At 41.9% G+C, this 20,117-nt stretch carries 21 protein-coding genes and 2 pseudogenes; 6 read left to right on the forward strand and 17 right to left on the reverse strand.

Annotated features, from left to right (window positions below; genetic code table 11):
- Nucleotides 1–12: 12 nt before the first annotated feature.
- Entirely contained in the window at nucleotides 13–195 is a 183-nt protein-coding gene (locus V7K89_RS30000) for a hypothetical protein (protein WP_335193822.1), read from the reverse strand.
- 68 nt (nucleotides 196–263) lie between these two features.
- On the opposite strand from V7K89_RS30000, the gene V7K89_RS30005 reads away from it, so the two are divergent.
- Entirely contained in the window at nucleotides 264–800 is a 537-nt protein-coding gene (locus V7K89_RS30005) for a GNAT family N-acetyltransferase (RefSeq protein WP_335193824.1), read from the forward strand.
- 156 nt (nucleotides 801–956) lie between these two features.
- Here the strand turns inward: V7K89_RS30005 and V7K89_RS30010 are convergent, their stop codons facing one another.
- The 7 genes from V7K89_RS30010 to V7K89_RS30040 all read right to left on the reverse strand — a co-directional run bounded on the left by V7K89_RS30010 (nucleotide 957) and on the right by V7K89_RS30040 (nucleotide 6,736).
- Complete coding sequence (locus tag V7K89_RS30010; protein WP_335193826.1) at nucleotides 957–1,220, reverse strand: hypothetical protein; 264 nt, start codon at nucleotides 1,218–1,220, stop codon at nucleotides 957–959.
- 129 nt (nucleotides 1,221–1,349) lie between these two features.
- The gene (locus tag V7K89_RS30015; protein WP_335193828.1) at nucleotides 1,350–3,731 is read right to left on the reverse strand and encodes a phosphoketolase family protein; all 2,382 of its coding nucleotides are present in this window, start codon (nucleotides 3,729–3,731) and stop codon (nucleotides 1,350–1,352) included.
- Between the two features lie 186 nt (nucleotides 3,732–3,917).
- The gene (locus V7K89_RS30020; RefSeq protein WP_335193830.1) at nucleotides 3,918–4,067 is read right to left on the reverse strand and encodes a hypothetical protein; all 150 of its coding nucleotides are present in this window, start codon (nucleotides 4,065–4,067) and stop codon (nucleotides 3,918–3,920) included.
- 11 nt (nucleotides 4,068–4,078) lie between these two features.
- Complete coding sequence (locus V7K89_RS30025; RefSeq protein WP_335193832.1) at nucleotides 4,079–4,276, reverse strand: type II toxin-antitoxin system PemK/MazF family toxin; 198 nt, start codon at nucleotides 4,274–4,276, stop codon at nucleotides 4,079–4,081.
- Nucleotides 4,276–4,437, reverse strand: coding sequence for a hypothetical protein (locus V7K89_RS30030; protein WP_335193834.1), 162 nt, complete (start codon nucleotides 4,435–4,437; stop codon nucleotides 4,276–4,278). Before V7K89_RS30030 ends, V7K89_RS30025 begins: the two co-directional genes overlap by 1 nt.
- A gap of 211 nt (nucleotides 4,438–4,648) precedes the next feature.
- Nucleotides 4,649–5,236: a ribosome maturation factor RimM gene (gene rimM / locus V7K89_RS30035; protein ID WP_335193836.1), complete on the reverse strand. Its 588-nt coding sequence runs from the start codon at nucleotides 5,234–5,236 to the stop codon at nucleotides 4,649–4,651.
- Nucleotides 5,237–5,452: 216 nt separating this feature from the next.
- Nucleotides 5,453–6,736 (reverse strand): valine--pyruvate transaminase, encoded by a 1,284-nt coding sequence (locus V7K89_RS30040; RefSeq protein WP_335193838.1) that lies wholly within the window; start codon nucleotides 6,734–6,736, stop codon nucleotides 5,453–5,455.
- Nucleotides 6,737–7,065: 329 nt separating this feature from the next.
- Between V7K89_RS30040 and V7K89_RS30045 the strand changes: the two are divergent.
- The 3 genes and pseudogenes from V7K89_RS30045 to V7K89_RS36180 all read left to right on the forward strand — a co-directional run.
- Nucleotides 7,066–7,527: pseudogene (locus tag V7K89_RS30045) on the forward strand (alcohol dehydrogenase catalytic domain-containing protein); the annotation flags it as partial.
- A gap of 246 nt (nucleotides 7,528–7,773) precedes the next feature.
- Complete coding sequence (locus tag V7K89_RS36175; RefSeq protein WP_442941799.1) at nucleotides 7,774–7,836, forward strand: hypothetical protein; 63 nt, start codon at nucleotides 7,774–7,776, stop codon at nucleotides 7,834–7,836.
- Nucleotides 7,833–8,051 (forward strand): DUF29 family protein, encoded by a 219-nt coding sequence (locus V7K89_RS36180; protein ID WP_442941796.1) that lies wholly within the window; start codon nucleotides 7,833–7,835, stop codon nucleotides 8,049–8,051. The genes V7K89_RS36175 and V7K89_RS36180 overlap by 4 nt, the downstream gene beginning before the upstream one ends.
- A 114-nt stretch (nucleotides 8,052–8,165) precedes the next feature.
- Here V7K89_RS36180 and V7K89_RS30055 read toward each other — a convergent pair whose 3' ends face one another.
- Together V7K89_RS30055 and V7K89_RS30060 are read right to left on the reverse strand one after the other, a co-directional pair.
- Nucleotides 8,166–9,845 (reverse strand): hybrid sensor histidine kinase/response regulator, encoded by a 1,680-nt coding sequence (locus V7K89_RS30055; RefSeq protein WP_335193840.1) that lies wholly within the window; start codon nucleotides 9,843–9,845, stop codon nucleotides 8,166–8,168.
- Between the two features lie 268 nt (nucleotides 9,846–10,113).
- Nucleotides 10,114–12,018, reverse strand: coding sequence for a GTPase family protein (locus V7K89_RS30060; RefSeq protein ID WP_335193842.1), 1,905 nt, complete (start codon nucleotides 12,016–12,018; stop codon nucleotides 10,114–10,116).
- Between the two features lie 220 nt (nucleotides 12,019–12,238).
- On the opposite strand from V7K89_RS30060, the gene V7K89_RS30065 reads away from it, so the two are divergent.
- Together V7K89_RS30065 and V7K89_RS30070 are read left to right on the forward strand one after the other, a co-directional pair.
- Nucleotides 12,239–12,934, forward strand: coding sequence for a hypothetical protein (locus V7K89_RS30065; RefSeq protein WP_335193845.1), 696 nt, complete (start codon nucleotides 12,239–12,241; stop codon nucleotides 12,932–12,934).
- Nucleotides 12,935–12,948: 14 nt separating this feature from the next.
- Nucleotides 12,949–13,392 carry a hypothetical protein gene (locus tag V7K89_RS30070; RefSeq protein ID WP_335193847.1) on the forward strand — a complete coding sequence of 148 codons (444 nt, stop codon included), beginning with the start codon at nucleotides 12,949–12,951 and terminating at the stop codon, nucleotides 13,390–13,392.
- A 309-nt stretch (nucleotides 13,393–13,701) separates the two neighbouring features.
- On the opposite strand, the gene V7K89_RS30075 is transcribed toward V7K89_RS30070, so the two are convergent.
- The 7 genes and pseudogenes from V7K89_RS30075 to V7K89_RS30105 all read right to left on the reverse strand — a co-directional run.
- On the reverse strand, nucleotides 13,702–14,793 hold the full coding sequence (locus V7K89_RS30075; protein ID WP_335193849.1) for an AI-2E family transporter: 1,092 nt from the start codon (nucleotides 14,791–14,793) through the stop codon (nucleotides 13,702–13,704).
- 158 nt (nucleotides 14,794–14,951) lie between these two features.
- Entirely contained in the window at nucleotides 14,952–16,385 is a 1,434-nt protein-coding gene (locus V7K89_RS30080; RefSeq protein ID WP_335193851.1) for a bifunctional orotidine-5'-phosphate decarboxylase/orotate phosphoribosyltransferase, read from the reverse strand.
- Nucleotides 16,386–16,409: 24 nt separating this feature from the next.
- Nucleotides 16,410–17,009 (reverse strand): cytochrome b/b6 domain-containing protein, encoded by a 600-nt coding sequence (locus tag V7K89_RS30085; RefSeq protein ID WP_335193853.1) that lies wholly within the window; start codon nucleotides 17,007–17,009, stop codon nucleotides 16,410–16,412.
- A gap of 476 nt (nucleotides 17,010–17,485) precedes the next feature.
- Nucleotides 17,486–18,364, reverse strand: a complete 879-nt coding sequence (locus V7K89_RS30090; RefSeq protein WP_335193855.1) for a transposase — start codon at nucleotides 18,362–18,364, stop codon at nucleotides 17,486–17,488.
- On the reverse strand, nucleotides 18,340–18,639 hold the full coding sequence (locus tag V7K89_RS30095; RefSeq protein WP_335193857.1) for a hypothetical protein: 300 nt from the start codon (nucleotides 18,637–18,639) through the stop codon (nucleotides 18,340–18,342). Before V7K89_RS30095 ends, V7K89_RS30090 begins: the two co-directional genes overlap by 25 nt.
- A gap of 267 nt (nucleotides 18,640–18,906) precedes the next feature.
- On the reverse strand, nucleotides 18,907–19,233 hold the full coding sequence (locus tag V7K89_RS30100; protein WP_335193859.1) for a hypothetical protein: 327 nt from the start codon (nucleotides 19,231–19,233) through the stop codon (nucleotides 18,907–18,909).
- Between the two features lie 694 nt (nucleotides 19,234–19,927).
- Nucleotides 19,928–20,117: pseudogene (locus tag V7K89_RS30105) on the reverse strand (hypothetical protein); the annotation flags it as partial.

A 20,117-nucleotide genomic window follows, 5' to 3' on the forward strand; every position in this document is an offset into this window, starting at 1 on the left:
TTTTTCCTATTATCATATAGTTGGTTGGGTGGTAGTAATGCGATCGCCCTGAGATGTGGGGACATCAAGCGGATGGTTTACTGATTGTCTTTGTGGTGGATGATATTGATCGGGAATACGCGCGAATTCAATCAGTAAGGTGTGAAAATTACAACGGAGATCGAGACTGAACCTTGGGGTGAAAGGTTCTTTCAAGTCACAGGTCCTAACGGTGTCGTGATTCAGCTCGTTTAATGAATCGCCGAATACATAAGAGAAACAGTATGAACTATGCCCCGCCACCTGCGATCAGGATAAACCTCCACCCTGCTAGCTTTGTTGATTTGGATTTATTGCGCCACTGGGATGAGCAACCTCATGTAGTTAACTCCGATCCTAATGATGACTCGGGCTGGGAAGTAGAACTTGACCGCACTCCCGAATGGAGAGAGCAATTGATTGCTGAAATTGATGGTCGTCCCATCGGATTTATTCAGATTATCGATCCAGCACATGAGGATAGCCATTACTGGGGTGATGTTACGGTGAATCTTCGTGCCATTGATATCTGGATTGGGGAAGAAACTGATTTGGGTAAAGGCTATGGAACACAAATGATGCGGCTTGCACTTGCTCGATGTTTTGCCGATCCGCAAGTGACGGCTATACTTATTGATCCGCTAGCCAGTAATACCCGCGCTCACCGCTTCTATGAACGCTTTGGCTTCAAATTTATTGAGTATCGACGGTTTGGTGACGATGAGTGCTTTGTTTATTGCCTGAGTCGAGCAGATTGGCATGGTGAAAGTGAAATTAGCTGAATCACCAGATGAAAAACAATTCAATAAACGACTGCCCGAATTCAATAAACGACTGCCCGAATTCAACAAACGACTGCCCGAATTCAATCAACGACTGTCCGAATTCAATCAACGACTGTTTGAATTTAATATAGGAACTTAGCAAACTTGCTTTTATTAAACACAAAAGTGATCGCTTTGCCAACGCCAAGGTGATTGCAAGAATTGAACTGATACAAAGCGTAGACGCTGCATCGGTGAGGAAGTTACAGTCTTTTTTATGAGACGCTGCGCGTTCGCGTAGCGTTCCGTTGGCGCAGCCTCTCGTAGAAAAGGAAAGGCGGTTCCCGTCGTAGGCGGAACGCCTTCCCGTAGGGTATGCGTTAGCGCAGCCTCTCGTAAAGAAAGGCTTGTCGCTTCACAAGGGGAGGGGTGATTCAAGGATTTTTGCAAGAGGTATACTTATTTTCTATTTAGGACTTACGCAAAACTACACATTGTAGGGGTAATTCATGAATTGCCCCTACCTGAAAATAAAGATTTCGGTTATTGTTTGCGTAAGTCCTCCGATTAATAGGGCCACTTCCAGTCTCGAATTTCCGGCATATCGTCGCCGTACTTATCAATATATTGCTTATGTTCGATCAGCTTATCTTGCAGATGCTGCTTGACATAAGCTGCCCTATATCCTAATTTTGGTACGCGCTCAATTACGTCCATTACTAAATGGAAGCGATCAAGTTCGTTAAGAACAACCATATCAAAGGGGGTGGTGGTAGTTCCCTCTTCCTTGTAGCCGCGCACATGCATCTGATCGTGGTTAGTATGACGATAGGTTAAGCGATGAATCAACCAGGGATAGCCATGAAAGGCAAAGATGATGTGTTTATCGGTGGTGAAAATCGTGTCAAAGTCTTTTTCGCTCAAACCGTGAGGATGTTCGCTTTTTGGCTGTAGTGTCATTAAATCGACTACATTCACCACCCGCACTTTTAAATCTGGGAAGTGCTGGCGCAGAATATCCACAGCCGCCAAGGTTTCTAAGGTGGGAATATCCCCAGCACAAGCCATTACTACATCTGGATCGCCGTCTTGATCGTTGCTTGCCCATTCCCAAATGCCGATGCCTTTGGTGCAGTGCTTGATAGCAGCATCTATATCGAGGTATTGCAATGCTGGTTGCTTTCCAGCAACGATGACGTTGACATAGTTGCGGCTTCTCAGGCAGTGATTGGTTACTGATAGCAAAGTGTTGGCATCGGGCGGCAAATACACGCGAACGATTTCTGCTTTTTTATTAACTACATGGTCAATAAAACCGGGGTCTTGGTGGGAGAAACCGTTATGGTCTTGTCGCCAAACGTGAGAGGTGAGTAGGTAATTGAGGGAAGCAATTGGTTTACGCCAGGGAATATGTCTGGTCGTTTTCAACCATTTGGCGTGCTGATTGAACATCGAGTCAATGATGTGGATGAAAGCTTCGTAGCAAGAGAAAAAGCCGTGGCGTCCTGTGAGGAGGTAGCCTTCTAACCATCCTTGACAACAAGTTTCGCTAAGAATTTCCATCACCCGACCGTCAGGGGAAAGGTGGTCATCTTCCGGGAGGATCTGGGCTACCCAATCCCGGTCTGTGACTTCTAACACAGAGCTTAAGCGATTCGATACTGTTTCGTCTGGGCCGAGGATGCGGAAGTTGCGCCTTTCTTGGTTAAGTTGCATGATATCCCGCAGGAAAGTTCCGGCGACTTGGGTAGCTTCAGCGATCGCTTGCCCTGGTTTGAGAACATTTACGCTATAGTCTCGAAAGTCGGGTATTTTCAGGTCGCACAGCAAAAGACCGCCGTTAGCGTGGGGATTGTCACCCATACGTCGATGACCTTTGGGAGCCAGTTGTGCTAGTTCGGGAATCAGCTTACCGTTGCTGTCGAAGAGTTCTTCTGGTTTGTAACTCTTCATCCAATCTTCTAGGAGTTTCAGGTGTTCTGGCTGTTTGGCTATGTTTCCAAAAGGAACTTGGTGCGATCGCCAATAACCTTCAGTTTTTTTACCATCAACTTCCTTAGGCCCTGTCCAACCTTTGGGAGTTCTCATGACAATCATCGGCCACTGGGGACGTTCAGTGAAACCATGTACGCGGGCTTCTCTCTGGATGCTTTGAATTTCGGCGATCACTATATCTAGAGTTGCTGCCATTTGCTGGTGGACATCTGCGGGATCGTCACCTTCAATAAAATATGGCTTGTAACCGTAGCCTACAAATAAACTTTCTAATTCTTCACGGCTAATCCGTGCCAGTACTGTTGGATTAGCAATTTTATATCCATTCAAGTGCAGAATCGGCAGTACAGCCCCATCATGCACGGGGTTCAGAAACTTGTTGGAATGCCAGCTAGTCGCTAAAGCACCTGTTTCGGCTTCGCCATCACCGACAACAGCAGCAACAATTAAGTCGGGATTATCAAAGGCAGCACCAAAAGCGTGGACGAGGGCATAACCTAATTCTCCGCCTTCGTGGATCGAACCAGGAGTTTCCGGTGCAACGTGGCTGGGAATACCACCGGGGAAAGAAAATTGTTTGAAGAGTTTCTGAATTCCTTCAGTATCCTGGGAGATGTTGTGATAATACTCGGTGTAAGTCCCTTCTAAATAGGTGTTGGCTACCAGTCCAGGGCCTCCATGACCGGGGCCAGCAATGTAGATTGTGTTTAAGTCATATTTTTTGATCACCCGATTCAGGTGAGCATAAATAAAGTTCAGTCCTGGTGTTGTTCCCCAGTGCCCCAAAAGTCTGGGTTTGATGTGTTCCAGCTTTAGGGGTTCTTTTAGTAGCGGATTGTCCAGTAGATAGATTTGCCCAACAGAAAGATAGTTAGCTGCACGCCAGTAAGCGTTTATCTTATGTAATTCTTCATCGGTTAAAGGCTTTGTCTGTGGAGTCGTTACTAATGTCATTTCGACACTCCATTACAAAAGGATTTTGACGGATTCACCAGTAAGTGATTGTACTTGTTTTCCTAATGATAGCCATCTAACCGATGATGAATTTTTTCAGCCTTCTTGACTAAATTCCTAGGCTTTGGGCAAAGGATAGAGAGCAATGTCTACGATGGGCTACACCGACGCTATTGATTAATGCTATCAATCAGCATTTTCTTCGTCATAATTCTCTAGTTGTAAGGTGTAATCTAATGCAACTTTTAGCATTAATAAATAAATAGGAGAAAGAGTTCCTAATTTTCGGATTAATCGCTGCCTATCAATAACAACTATTTGATAAGAAAGTACCACTGACTCTTGCGTTAAACCACCTTCACCTGAAAGTATAACAATTTACCTGGTATAATAGCGCGTCGCAGATTAGTGGTTAAAGGAACTACTATAGATGTTGTTGTAAACTGAGCTATTCTATCTCGCTGAACAATAATAACTGGTCGGATACCTGCTTGCTCTGAACCTCGAGTCTGATTCAAATCAGCTAAATAAACATCTCCTCGCATCAACCTACGTCCTCTTGTTGAAGTTGGGAGAGATAATCAGTTAAAACGGATTCTGCAAAAGCTAAATCTTCATTAGCAAATTCAGTTTTCAATGCAGCAGCCTCGACATCAGAAATAGCATCCCAATGCTGAGTTAGTTTTTTTCTGGAGAGAGATAGCAAAATCTAATACTTCTTCTTGAAAAGACAAGGGCAATTGGGACAATATTTCCAGTAGTTGACTGTGAATAGTTGTTGTTGGTTTTTCTGGCATTGCCACATTTCCTAGATTAATAGATAGAGTATGTACTCTAATTTTCTCATGCTTCAAGCTTTGCTTTGCCTTGAACTATCCAGTACAGCAAAACTAGCTAGAGGCAGATCAAGGAATAACCTAATTATTAATTTCCAATAACCCAAGCGGTGGTGTAATTTCAATACGACCAGATGGCAAGTCTACCACTGGTGCGATCGCTTGTACAAATGGAATCAAAACAGTCTTTTGCTTTTTGTCATTTGTCATTTGTCCTTTGTCAGTGGCAAAAGATTGGTGTAATTTTACTTCTAACAAATCATTGCCAGCCGGGATGATGTCTACCACCGTACCCACGAGTTCGCCAGATGCTTGCATGAAGACTTCCAAACCAATCAAATCGAGGACATGATATTCATCTTCGCCTAATTGGGGGCGATCGCTTGCTGGCACCATTAATTTACAACCACGCAACGCCTCCGCCTGATCGCAATTTTCCACGCCAGCTAATTTAATCACATACAAGTTTTTGTTACTGATGTAACGTCCTGTCAATAATTCGATTGGCTGCGGTTCTGTATCACCCGAACGCAACAACCAACGTTTTCCCGGCACCTCAAATCTTTCAGGAAAGTCTGATACAGGATAAACCCGTAATTCTCCAGCTAACCCTTGAGGAGCAACAATCTTACCAATTTCTAACCAATCATCTGATTTGTCATTTGTCATTAGTCATTTGTCATTGGGCATGGGTATTGGTTCATCTCCCTCATCTTCCACCTTGCGGGAAGCTAAAGCTACATCTCCCCAGTCTTTTTCTTCTCTACGAGACGCTCTTGCTAGCTTGCTTCTCTGTAAGGGTACAATTTTGAATTTTGAGTCGCACCTTTGGTGCGCTAGAAGCGCAACTTGAATTTTGAATTGATTTCTCCCTACTCCCCTTAATCAGGCAGTCACAGGCGCACCCTTATAAGCTTCTTCAGCCACTTTTGCTAAACGTTGCATACCAGTGGTAATCTCTTCATCGCTGCCTGTGAGGCTGATACGGAAGCATTGATGCTTATGCGCCCACTCTTCCTCTAAACCGGGGAAAAAGGTACTTCCAGGGACAATAATCACACCTACTTGCTTAACTAGCTGATAAAATTCCCAGTCGCTAATGGGTAAATCCTGTAACCACAACCAAGCAAAAATTGCTCCTTCACCGCGATGGAGGAACCAAGGTAAATCCTTGGGCATCGCTTGTTCTAAGCTGGTTTCTAAAACGGTAAACTTATTTTGGTAAAAGGGACGGATAACAGTATGAGAAATTTCCACTAAAGCACCAGAATTGATTGCATAAGCTGCGATCGCTTGGCCGTAACGTGAAGAATGGAGACTTATATTTGCCTGAAAACACTCCAGCACTTCAATCCACTTTTCATCCCCAATAGCTATACCAATTCTTTCTCCTGGTAATCCGGCTTTCGATAAACTCATACAGTGGAGAATATTATCACCAAACACTGGTGTCATTTCAGTAAAGTTTAATGCTGGGAAGGGAGGCGCATAAGCTGAGTCAATTAACACGGGTAGATTGTAAGGTGCAGCCAAGGCGGCAATCTTTTTCACCTCATCATCGCTGAGGACGTTACCAGTGGGATTACAGGGGCGAGAGAAGAGGACACAACCCGTATTTTCTGTAATTGACAGTTGGCTGAAGTCGGGGCGATATTTAAATCGGTGGGCAGCTGCATCAATATCAAGAGTTGGTTTGTAGGCGATTAAAGCTTTTGGAACTAAGCAGATACCGCCGTAACCTGTGTAGTCAGGGCTGAGGGGCAAAACAATTTGTTTTAACTCGCCGCTAGGGGTGTAGCCACCAAAGGTATTGGCAGCGTAGAAGTAGAGGGTTTGACTACCGGGGGTGATCAGGATATTGCGATCGCTTAAGTTTAACCCGTAGCGTTTATTGAAGTCGTTGGCGATCGCTTCAACGAATGGTGCATAGCCCTGACTTGATCCGTAGCGGCAAACTACCTCGCCATATTCTGGACTAGCAAGAAGCTGTGCAGTACAATCCCGCCATAATTGCTCTACCTCTGGCAAAATCAACGGATTACCAGCACTCAAATTAATAAACTGCTGCCCTGCACCCGCTCGTAATGTCTCGATAATATCCTTCATGATTGCTCTGACGCCAGTCAGGTTGGACATTTGAGCGCCAATTTGAGTTAGGGCAGGGTTCATAAGCTGTAATAAAATATATTAATTGAGGGGTGGACAAATGATTTAGTGTTCGCTGCTGACATCCAGTTTACATCGTTGCTAAAACAGCTGTTGCCGCCTTTAACTAATCTAGCTAGAGAATGATATTTTAACAAAGTAATATTTATCGTTATAGTAGCGATCGTGCTTCGTAAATATGATGAAGATGATGAAGTAATACAAAAGTTTATCATGCGTTCAATATTTATGAGGCGACAAGGGGATAAGGGAGAAATAAGCAATGCCCAATGCCCCATGCCCCATGCCCAATGCTCAATGCCCAATGACAAAACTATACAGGAGCGCTGACATTGCAAGTTAAAGCAGCAGTAGCTTACAGTGCAGGTAAGCCGTTGACGATTGAAACAGTTCAACTATCGGGGCCACAAACAGGCGAAGTGTTAGTTGAGGTGAAAGCAAGCGGGGTTTGTCATACCGACGCCTTTACCCTATCTGGTGACGATCCCGAAGGTTTGTTTCCAGCGATTTTGGGACATGAAGGTGCTGGCGTGGTAGTGGAAGTAGGCGCTGGTGTCACCAGTCTCAAACCAGGCGATCGCGTGATTCCCCTTTACACTCCTGAATGTCGCTAGTGCAAATATTGTCTAAGTTGCAAAACTAATCTCTGTCAAGCCATTCACCTAACTCAAGGACGCGGTATTATGCCCGATGGCACTAATCGCTTTAGTCTCGATGGGCAGATAATTCATCATTATATGGGTACATCCACTTTTGCTCTGATGCTTACGCAGACAGTCGTGTTTCAAATAAGGTTTAAATCTCTACTTGAAACATAATTATGAATTATGAATTTTAAATTATCTAGACACTACAAAGCTTGAAAAACAACAAAAAAGCTGATGCAAAACTTCTATGAAGCAGACTTCTACAGTTGGACTCAACAACAGGCTAACCTTTTGCATCATCACCAATGGAACTAGCTTGACCTGCTCTATTTAATTGAGGAAATTGAATCTTTAGGAAGAAAGGAACGCCAATAATTGAGAAATCGTCTGAGTGTGTTAATTGGAAATTTACTCAAATGGGAATATCAACCAAAGCAACGCAGCCGTAGTTGGTGAGCCAGCGCGTTGCGGGGGTTCCCCCCGTTGTAGCGACTGGCGAACCCGAAGGGTTAGCAACAATTAGAGTACAACGACGAGAAATTCTTAATTTGTTGAGCGAGAATCCTAGCCTGAAACCTTACATTGAAGAAGCACTCCAGGAATCATATCAAAATGGTAGGGATTTAGCATCAGAAGAAACAAATCTGCCACTTTCAACTTTTCCCAACTAATGTTTATATGCTTTTGAGGAAATTCTGAGCGATCGCTTTTATCCGGGTGAGTCTACCACAGATGATTTAATGGATTGACACTCTTTAGTCAAAATTCACAAATAGCAAAATTTGTCAACATGATAATACTTCATCAAAGTATCGATCAATTTCTGCTACCAGTATGTCAAAGTCTACAGGCTTGGTTAAGTGGGATTTGAAACCAGCCTGAAGCGCAAGCTGCCGATCCTCTGGGCTACCGTAGCCGGTAAGCGCAATCAGAATTGAGCGAGTAAATTTGGAGTCTTTGCTTAGTTCCTGTGCAACGGCGAACCCATCCATTTCGGGAAGTCCGATGTCACAAATAATCACATGAGGCTCAAGCTTCTTTGCAGTTTCTATCCCTAAAATTCCATTATTGGCAATGGAAACTTCATGCCCAAAATGCTCAAGCACTGCTTGTAATGTTACGGCTGAATCGTCATTATCTTCAATGACTAAAATCTTCAACGATTTTTTAGCCGCCTCTGTAATCTCCATATTGTTGTCTAAGGCTGTAATTTCTTCGCATAGAGGGAGAGTGACTTTGAATTCTGCTCCCAAATTGATCCCTCTACTTGAGGCTTCAACACTACCACCATGAAGTTCCACAAGACTTTTTACTACCGAAAGTCCTAAACCTAGCCCGCCCCGCGAACGATCTAAACTGCGATCAGCCTGGGTAAACGGCTCGAAAAGTTCTGGTAATATTGTCGGGTCTATCCCGATGCCTAAGTCTCTTACAGATAAGACCGCTTCACTACCTGAGCCATTCTCACCTGGAATAACTGAGAGATCCACCCAGATCGTCCCATCTGGCTTGGAAAACTTTAAAGCATTATCAAGAAGATTCCCAAAGACTTGGAAGAAGCGAGTGGAGTCAACATAAGCCCACACGGGCGTGTTTGGCAGGTCTTGTACTACGTTAAGATTCCATCTCTTTATTGCTTGTGCATGATCGTTGAGACTCTGGCAAACCAATTCCACCAAATTAACCTTCTCAAGGTTTAATGAAACCTTTACATAAGTGATGGATGATACGTCAAGTAACTCATCGATTAATTTCGAGAGGTGCTTAATCTGGTGTTGCATCCTTAAAACTGTTTCCCCAACTGCGCCAGTCTCACCTAGCTTTAACTTGAGTAGCTGAACGCTGTTGGAAATGGGGGCAACGGGATTCCTTAGCTCGTGAGCTAGCATCGCGATAAATTTGTCTTTCAGCGCGTTTTGGCTCGTCAGTTTCTGGAAAAGTTGAACATTAGCGATCGCAACTGCCGTAGTGTCAGTCAAAATCTCAAGTATTCCGATCTCTTGGGGCGTGGCTAGGTGTCGTGTACTCCAGTAGGCTCCGATCGCACCCAGTGGATCAGAAACCCGAATGGGAACCATCACTAAACTTTTGACAAAAGTCACTTTGTAGGTTTCAATAGGAATTCGTGCATCCTGGTAAATGTCCTCAATTACGGCTGCTTTTTTATTGAGCATCGCCCAACCGGAGATGCAAGACTTGAGCGGAAAACGCATACCTTTCCAAAGTGGCCCGATGGCGTTTTCATCGACATAGTGGCAACATTCACCATCCCGCAGTACAAAAGTTACTCCATCAGCATTAGTGAGATCCCGAGCCGCCAAACGCACAATCTCAATAATTTCCTCAATAGTCCGCACACAAGCTAAATCCTTCACAACCGAAAGCAACCGATTATAAGACGAAATACTATAGCTCTGATGTGAATTCTGTTCTTGAGAGATGGAGGTTTGTAATATATTGTTCATAAACAACTCCAAATAAAGGTGATGTCTGTGCAAAAACTCAGGTAAAGCGGGTAGGTTTCAGCAGACGCCTAATCTTAATCGTAATCTTAATTTTGATGTTAAGAGTACGACCCGTTACTGCATTTTTTTGTATATAGTATCAATATACTTAGTTTCAAAAAATAAACTTCGTAAATATACGTAAATATCTAATTATGAAAATGAAGATGCGTAGGTGTACCCCGTTTTAGACATTGCTTATGGACATTAATTCCTCAATGCAAACAAATTATTTGGCAATCGACAAATAATACTCAAATCGTTGACCGAGTTGTTTAACCGTTAGATTCTGAGTCCAGTACTCCACTAGGGCGTGACCAAATGCCCAGGCATTGCGATCGGGTGAAGCGGAGTTTTCCAGCAGTAGCGGCCAAAGGGATAGCAATTCAAAGTTGAGCGAGTTGGGGTTCAAGAGCGAGAAAAGTTCATATCCCATTTGCAGTTTGCCAATCACAATCGGCAACTGTTCGACGGGAATTTGCTGTGCCAGCATATATGCTAAAGCTGGAGATCCGGTTGAGAGCGTAGAAACAAACTGAAGGACGGGACTTTTGAGCAATGTCGTCAATCCTTGTGTTGTCGTCATCTGAAAGGTGTAGTGGTCGATGATTTTAGCGGTGGCGACAATGCGGGCTTCTAGATTACGCAAAAAGCGGGCGAGACGGAGTTGCTTGGTAGGTGCGATCGCATCGACTAATCCCAACGATAGCGCCTCCACGCCCCAAGCGGTTCGTCTTGTTTTGCTGTCACCTGTAACCACGGGTAAAACTAGATTACAAAAGTTTCCTAACATTTTTGCCCGATACTCAGTGGCTTCGCGAATGGCAATTTCTTTGGCGCGATCGCCCCATTCCCAATCATAAGGTGGTTGCCATTCGCGGATGGGACGCAGCCGATCTACTTGAGTGACGATCACGATCGCAGGTAAATCTGTAACTTCTGCTTTGATGTCTTGCAAAAAGTCCACATCCATTTGCAGGGCAGGATCGAGGGCAGGGGTAACTAACAGCAACAAATCTGCGCTGATCGCATAATCAAGCACCAGATTTCGGAGATCGGCACGGTTGACTTGTTCATAACCAGGTGTATCCCAAAGTGTTAGAGTTTCCCCACTTTGAGTCTGCCATTGATAATTCTGAATGCGATCGGTACTGGGTAAAACATCAACGGCTGCGAGATCGGCCTGAAATAGCGTGTTAATCAGGCTACTTTTTCCCGACCCCGTGCGCCCCACCAGCAGAATATTTACAGGTTTTTGCTCAACCGCCTCGGCTGGTTGGGCTTGAGTTAAGATTTCTCGGAGTGTTTGAGTTTTTGCCTTGGGTAAAGTTGGTGTAGATACTACGGTTGCTGGAACTGGGCTACGTCCGTAAAGAGCGATCGCTTGTCGGCATAAATTTTTCAAGGCAGCTTCCCGGAATAACTGGCTCAAATTTCCCAATAATTGCTGAGTTGCTTGGTTACTAAAACCCTGACTAGCTTGTTTTGCCACCGCCGCCACCGGATTTAAGATCCACTGTGCCCAGTTCCAAGCTTTCCAGAATTTCCGTGCCGATGGCTCCAATTTTCGGTAGACCTCATATCCTTGGTATGCTTGTCCAACCGTTACCTGATTGAGGACAGGGGATAACTTTTGCATCCACCGATCCATATCATCCACCGTTCCGCGAATCAGCCCGTAAGCTTGGGGGACGTAAATATTCAGCAGGGGATATTGAATTTGAGGATTGTAGATATGAGCGATCGCTACCACTAAATCCTGACATCGCGTCCAAAAAGTTTGCCAATCTTCCCAAATTGGGCGATCGCTTTGTGCTGCAAGCAGAATTTCTTGAAGGGCGGCTTCTGCAAGTTTTGTGGTGTCACTTCCCACAGGTCGCCCTACTGTATCCTCTTCTGTCGATTTCAGTTCTTCACGGACTTGAGTTAATACAGCTTCTACTTGGTTAACAGCTGGTTGAGTCCATTTGACTAGCAGCCAACGCCAACCAACGAATAAAACGGTAAATATACCCCAAATCCAATTAATGCCCCACGCATGAATTTGTGAACCGGCAGACACCAGTAAGAAAATGATGATAAATGCGATCGGAATTGCTAAGACGACCCACTGCCACAGTTTTAATCGCACCATTGCCCTATACCTGCTTTAATAAATAACCCTTCTAATACAAATAGTAACTATAAAAGTTTTCAAAACTGATTGACTACCGATGATGGTATCTTTTGAATCTTCTAATTTTTTGTTCACACTTTTAGGAAATTGAGATTCTGACTGTGTATAAATTAATATTGCTATTTTATTCCCTTGCTTTCTACATCCATTCTCAAAAAATACTTAATGGAGAGTTTTCATGGAATGTGAAGAGATGCACAGACAACTAGAAATTTTAGATGAAAATCCGAAAGAGATGGGCGAAGAAGAACAAGAAGAATTGGAAGAACAACAAAATTCTGGTGAAAAAAGAAGAAGAGAAAAGTCTAAAGGAAAACGACCATTCCCTACTTATATATTAGAGGATGCAATAAAAGTTCCTCAAGTAATAAGACAGTTTAATGGTGGTAATCCTTGGAGTCCTGATGAGATTGCAAAAGCCTTAGAAATCGGCAATAGTAATAAATATTATTCCTTGACAGCCTCATCTCGTGATTATGGTTTTACTGAAGGGACTCGCAGTACTAAAACAATTGCACTTGCATCTATAGGAAGAAGTATTGTGTATGCAAGATCGGCAGAAGAAGAAATAAATGGCTACAAACAAGCATTTTTTAGGGTTCCATTATTTAAGAGAGTATATGAATGCTATGATGAGCGAACACTTCCACAAATTAGATATCTTAAAAATACTTTAATAACTGAATTTAGTATTGACGAAGAATTTCAGGACGACTTCTATAAAGTATACCAAGCTAATTCAAATTTTCTGTCCAGGTTGGAGGAAACTATACAAAATAAATCTCTAAAGGGAGAAAAAGTAGAAATATCATCTAACAAAGAACATTCTGCTGATGCTTTTATACTTGGAGAGCTGAAGAAAAGACAACTCTAGTAGCATTTGTAGCAATGCCATTTTCGGAAAAAACTGAAGAATATCCTGAAGGTTTTTTTGATGAGGTATTAACTCAGTTAATTACTCCTGCTGCAATACAGGCAGGTTTTAAAGCTGAAACTGCAAAAAAGAAAGGTAGTGATGTAATTCAATCAACAATTATAAATGATTTGAGTAAAACTGATCTCGTGATTGTAGATTTAACTGAACATAATCCCAATGTTTTGTTTGAGCTTGGTTGGAGGATGGCTTTAGATAAACCTATTGCACTGATTAGAGCATTAGGTACAAAACCAATATTTGATGTAGATCACATGCTCAGAGTTTACGACTATAATCCAAGGCTATGGAAGTCAAGTTTAGAACAAGACATTCTCGCCTTAGCAGATCATATTAAGGCATTATGGGATAATCGAGATAGCGAAAAATCATACGCTAAAATATTAACAGATAAATAATCCTTAAAAAGAGGTTATATTAAACTTGTATAGTTTGTCAAAACTCAGTCGGAAGTGAATTATCTCGCCTCAAGTCACCTTTATATAAAATAAAGAAATAATCGCATTCCTATTTAAACAATATTTAGATTGGGTAATCGGTAATTGTCTTCAATACATTCAGCGATTGCAAGCAAGAATAAAGATAGCGATCGCTTGCCATAAAACCTAAAATACTAGTGAATATATTGTTGACTTGAGTGAGTACGACCTAAATGACACTATTGCAACTTCCCGTTAACGGTAGAGATGGCAATTTTTATCTACAACTCATTGCGATATTGATTTTTCTACTAACAATTCTGATGCTGCTTCACCCTCACCCACGTTATCAGATTTGGAAAAACCATCTGCTATATCTTTGATAAAACCAGCTACAGGTACCGCAACTAGTAAACCCAAGACTCCACCAACATTGGTTCCTACAAGCAAAGCAATTAATACCCATATTGGTCTAATCCCAGTAAATTTACCTAATAAACGGGGTGCGATCGCCTGATCGATTACCTGATCGATGACAACAGCTACCGCAAAAACCTTAGCTGCTAGCCAAAAGTCATGTGACGCTATTATCAAAGTTATTAAAACAAGACTGACAACATCACCAAAGGGAATTAAGCTCAAAAGCCCAACTCCCAAACCAAAGAGTAAACCAAACTGGACTTGAAAAACTAAAAACAATAATGTTATTGAAACACCCATCAGCAAAGCCAAAGTTCCCTGACCTATTAAGTAATTCTGGAAGTTTTGCTGAATAGATTGGCTTATCTGCTGGGCAATATTTCCAGGTAACTTCTTAACTATTATCTCCCAAATCCTTGGGCCATCTAACAACAAGTAAAAAGTTATAACTACTGTGATTAATGCCTCAGAAATACTATCAATTGTATCTATAACAATACTTAAAAGCTTATCTGAAATAAACTCTATTTCATTTGGTAGTTGGTCATTGATTCGTGCTAATAGCTGACTTAAATTCACATTTAATTTGTGCCTAAAAAACCAATCATTTACAATCTGAAGCTTTTCTTCGCTAGAATCAATCCATTGGGGAAAGACTTTAACTACTTCATTAAATTGCTCTAAAATAATGGGCATTAAAGTGATACCTAAAGCCACAGCAATTACCAATGCTAATATAAAAACTAATGCTACTGCATAGCTGCGTTTAACTCTCCGTTGTTGGAGAATCGAAACAGGATAGTTTAAAATGAATGCAAGCAAGGTAGCCAATACAAGAATTGTTACAACAGGTTGAAAGTTTTTAATCAGCAAAAATGCTAGCCAAGCATTGAGGAATACTAGAGGAAATAACAGCGTAAAAATTAACCATCTAAGTAATTGGTTCAGTGGAAAATTCATAATTAATCTCAAAGCTAAAATTATTCTATTTACTAGATTTAACCGAATAATCAAATCTGCTCAAGAGGACATAGACAATAAAAATCTTTCCCTACTACAGACGCAATTAATCACGTTTCTCCTAACTCTCCATTCCCTACTCCCTATTGTTCCAATTACTAACTTTCAGCGAAAGCTAAAAATTGCTCCTCATTTATTCGCCCTGCTTGATAGAGAGTATTAGTAATTTCCGAAATAGTCAAAACCGCATGACTGCGATAACCATTTTGCTGTAACCTATCTTTTACCCCCTGTTCATGATCGATAAATACCACAATGTCATTAACCTTTAATCCAGCTGATTCCAACTTTCCTGCTCCTTCCATGACACTTTTGCCGCTAATGAGAATATCGTCAACCACTACAACTGTTTCACCAGTATTAAAGTTACCCTCAATTACCCTCCGAGTTCCGTGTGCTTTCACCTCTTTACGCGGGAAAATCATCGGACAATGAAGGCGTAAAGCTAAACCAGTCGCAGTAGGTAAAGAACCATAGGGAATACCTGCTAATCTATCAAAATTCAGGTTCTTCAAAATCTCCTCATAAGCTGTGAGAACTTGATTAAAAAGTTGGGGATTGGAAATAATTTTGCGTAAGTCGATATAATAAGGAAATATAGCTCCTGATGCTTGGACAAAGCTGCCAAACATAATGCAGTCAATATCATAAAGTTGTAAAATCAAATCTTGGTGGGGATGCTGATTTAGAAAACAAACATCAGGAAACCACACAGAACAAGTAGAATTTTCGTGAATAATTTCAGTTTTTATTTGATTAATTTCTGCACGTAAAGACTGGACTTCCTCTGATAATTGTGCATTTCCCAACATATCTTGAGGAACAGGAATCAGTAAACCATCACCATTACTATTCAAGCCAGCTTCTAAAATTTGCTTCAGATTTTGACCCTCCGCCCAGATACTACGCGCCATAATAATTCGTTCAGGTGCAATTGCTCGAATAAGTGCTAAAACTTCAGAATTTGTAGTTCCTACTTCCAAACCCAATTGTTCTGGAGTTCCCCAGGTTTTGGATTCTTTTACTACCTGTAAATAAAGGGGTGATTCGTTTGTAGGATACTGCTGTAAAGTTTCTGCACCTGGATTAGAAGTACAGCATAAAATAAACACCGCTTTATCAGGATAGACTAAAAAAGGTGCTACGTGATCTTGTCCTGTATAGGGACTGAGAGTGATTGCATCCACCTGCCATCTTGTAAACACAGTCTGGGCAAAGATGGTACTAGTATTTAAGTCACTGTGTTTGGCATCTAAAATCACTGGGATGTGGGCTGGAATAGCTGCTAAAGTTTTATGCAGCAGTTCTAAACCAGGAATACCTAATGCTTCGTAAAAGCCAAATGTCGGTTTATAAGCACAAACAAAATCAGAAGTTTCCGTAATAATGAATTGTAACCACTTTTCCAAACCAGCGATCAGTTCTTCAGATTCATAACGCTCAGGCATCATCTCTGGATTTGGATCGAGTCCGACAAATAGTAAGCTTTGATTTTCCAAGATATTACGATTCAATTTATCAAAAAAGTTCATTTTTTTAGTTTAAAAAAGTATTGTTTACCAAAACATTGATTCTATTAATTCAGTACCACCAGCCTGACGCCCTAATCGAGAGTGAATTACTACAAATAAGATAACCATCGGCACTGAGGCAAAGTGAACAACTCGCAATGCTTGCCAATCGCCGAATAAATCTACAATCCAGGGAAATTGAGCAGGTTTATACATTCCTATCCCTGTAAATAATGCCAGCAGCAAAATAGGAATAATTGCTGTATAAGCAATCCGATGCCAAGCATAAATTAGGCGTTGGGAATTTTGAGTTTTTTGTAATGCTTTGAAGTCATTAGCACCGACAAAGCGATGTCGCCAGCGTCGGGTAATTAAAATGTAAATTCCATACCACAACAGATTCAGCGAAAATAGCCACATTGCTGCAAAATGCCAGTGTCTACCTCCTGCAAGCCAACCTCCTAAAGTAAATATCAAAGGAATGTGCAAACCTGCACGTCCACCAAAGACAGGGTTGGCGTTGTAAATTTGTAGTCCACTGGTGAGCATGATAAATACACTAATGATGTTACAAGAGTGGAAAATTTTGGCTCCTATTGCTTGAGTGGGTCGCTTTCGAGTTGGAGAGGGAACGTTATAAGTCATAAATTTTGACTGATAAAATTTGCTGTTTATCTGTCTTGGGTAAATAACCCAACAAGTTTGGAGGTGGGCATTGCTTATCTTTATTTTCTCATCATTAGATTCAGTATTGGAATGGGGTTTTCTGACAACCCTAGACCATCTCCCTTGGTGCCTAATCTAGCAGCAGATAGGGTTTTGGCAACAGCCACAACTTTTATAATTGGTGCTCCTCACTGGAGTTTAGACTAAAGCAAGCAAAAATAGCTCGACAGTAGATTCCATTGACTTGATGTCGAACAATCACAGTATTAAGTAAGATAAAAAGCATTAGGCAGTATTTTTAGATACTTTCTTCGACTTGTTAAAGGTTTTTTTGACAATAGGAAAACGAGTCCGTTGCTTGCGGGGTTTTCCAGGAGACCAACCAGGGGACTTTCCTCGCTTGTTTGGGAGCAGGTGCAGGTGTTCCAATCCGAGGCAAAACTGTTGCAAAGGCGTTAGCAACTCGACCAGGGGACAATTTCTGGCAAGGCTTTTGCCAAGCAAGGCTTTTGCCAAGGTAGGGGACAATCTCTAATACCGTCTTTTGCCAACCATAACTGCCACGAGAGTAAAGGCATTAAATCGCTCCAACGTTCTGACTGCTCAGGAGTGGAAAAATGAGGTAACGTCCAATGCAAGCGTTGCTTGATAAAACGATACCAGTGGTCAACAGCAAAACGACTTAGATACTCATGCCAGATAGAACAAACAGTTGGAATTTGCTCTCCCACCCAGACTAGCCATAAAGGTTTGTAATTTTTCTGTTCACCAACCCTTGTGCGTTGAACTTGAATCACAGACATTGAGTGTTGGGCAGACTGTTGAAAATGAAGATTACACCATGAACTCACGCACAATTGCCCCAACTTTGGGTCATTGACTTCTAAAACTTGGTCTGGTGTCGGCCATGTTGTTGAGTCGTTGAGCTTAAACTTCTCACCGTGAACACGAGGACGACCAAAACCTGTATAAGGTGGGGGCGCACCATAAAGCACACGGTTGGAACGCAAGCGCATGAGTTTATCCGCAGCAACGTTCGCAGTTTGCTTCACAAACGATGCACATCCATATTCTGCATCCCACAAAGATAAGGGTCGCTGTGGCAGATGTTGACATACAAGTTTCAGTTGAGCAGCAGCCTTCGTAATCGGATTGTCAAAACTGGTGATGCGCTCGTGCAACAATGGTAATGCCCAACTCCCGGACTTTTCTGGAATCCAAGCTATTGTGCTGTAACCTTGCTCCACTGTTACTGGTTTTACACCTGACATCGGTTGAGCTTGATGTTCGTAGGTACGGTCTTTTAGTGTCACTGCATTCGGTGCAAGACCCAAGCCGTATGATCTCCTGCTAATACCAGTTGTCCTGTTTGCGGTAGCTGTGCGATATACAACTGCATCAATTCAAAGCGCGGTGGCAAGCCATCTTCTATGGCTTCATAGATGCTCGACCACTGTCGCCGAAACACTGGTGATGTCGATAACTCAACGAACGAGTAAACACTACGTGTGACTAGCACTGCATCCATCAAGTCAAATAGTGCATCTTTACCGTTACCCAAGAGGGTGTAGACTCCACAGCGGAATTGTTTAAGCTTATCAAATATCATGGTCAAGCTGTTCTTTTTCTCTAAATCCCAGCATTGACCAAAAGGCAGTCACTTTTACATAGCTGACCGCTTTTTCTCACTATTTAGTCTAAACTCCAGTCCTCAGACGATAGAAGCTAGTGTTTCTCTAGATATTGGTTATTCTCCAGATTCAGCAGGGACTTTCGAGCCAACTTTTTATGGATTGCAGTAATCTACTTAGAAGATGTTTTAAAAGTCCCAAAAGGCATAATTTTGCCGTTCGACCCTTTTAAAACATCCTCTCAATCAGGACATTACGCAACTTTCACAAGCACGTGGCGTGGTGTAGTTGCGCCACGTGCTATTTTCATTGGTGGTGTCGGTGCTGACTTTTTCCTTTGCCCAATCGCGGTAATTACCACCAGTAACCTGTCCATCTTGTTCAAAAGAACAATAAGCTACCAACTCGCGATTTTCATCCATAATGCTGTAGAAGTTATTCTGGGGATTAAGAATATCTTGTAGTAGATTAGCTTCTTCCTTTAAGTAGTTGTATAAATCATAAGGTGGCTCATACCGCCAACTTAGGATAGCGCGTGCGTTAGTCTCGTCGATTAAGTGAAATGCGAACATTACTGGCTGTGCTGTTTGTACTGCCCTTATACTCCTCTACCCCTAACTTTAAGCTTAGTAGATTTCTGCAATACTAAATGCATAGGCTAGCAAAAACCGTAGGCATCACAAGAATGATCTAAATCATGAGTTTATATTTCCAACAATATCTCAAAAAAAGCGAGCATTTCAACAATACTCATTTTGAACTATTAAAACAAGAAAATCAACAGTTGCTCGTTCTCCCTAACTTAGATGATCTGACTTAATTAGTAAATCGCCACTACTTTTAAATCTACCTGCTACTTTAGTTAATACTGCTGAATAAGCACTTAATCAAGCAAAAATCAAAAGACGTGATCGCGTTGTAGTTTAATATAAAAATTATAATCAAATCATGAGATTGAAATTGATTAATAAGGCGATTTTCTCTAACATACTCCATAAGCGCAAGAATAAAAATAGCAATTGACAAGACTTTTTGTTGCCAATGAAATTCCCATCACCAGCTTGGGAATAATAAATCATACTTGAGAAATATTTGCAATGAATCTCAGCAGATCAGTGTGTTTACCATCGGCAATTAAAGGAGCAATTTGTTAATGAAAGTGAGTTCATCAGGGATTAAGCTAGGTTTTGCAGTTGTTAGCAGCAGTTGTCTCGCAGCAGTAGCGATCGCTATCAGTGGAACAAGTGCTTTTGCTGACTTTTCCTGTTAAGTCTCTTTTGCAAGCTGCCAACCTTCACAGAGGTCGTGCAATTTTAACCAACCTCGCCACAGTAGTTGGATACCAATTGGTGTTTTGCTTCGATGTTCAAGATAACCTCCAAGACGAGCGATGCCTACGGCGGGCTTCGCCAACGCTTCTACAGCCCAACTAACTGTTAGTAGCTTGGGTAGTTTG

Source organism: Nostoc sp. (assembly GCF_036917515.1).
Taxonomy (GTDB): domain Bacteria; phylum Cyanobacteriota; class Cyanobacteriia; order Cyanobacteriales; family Nostocaceae; genus Nostoc.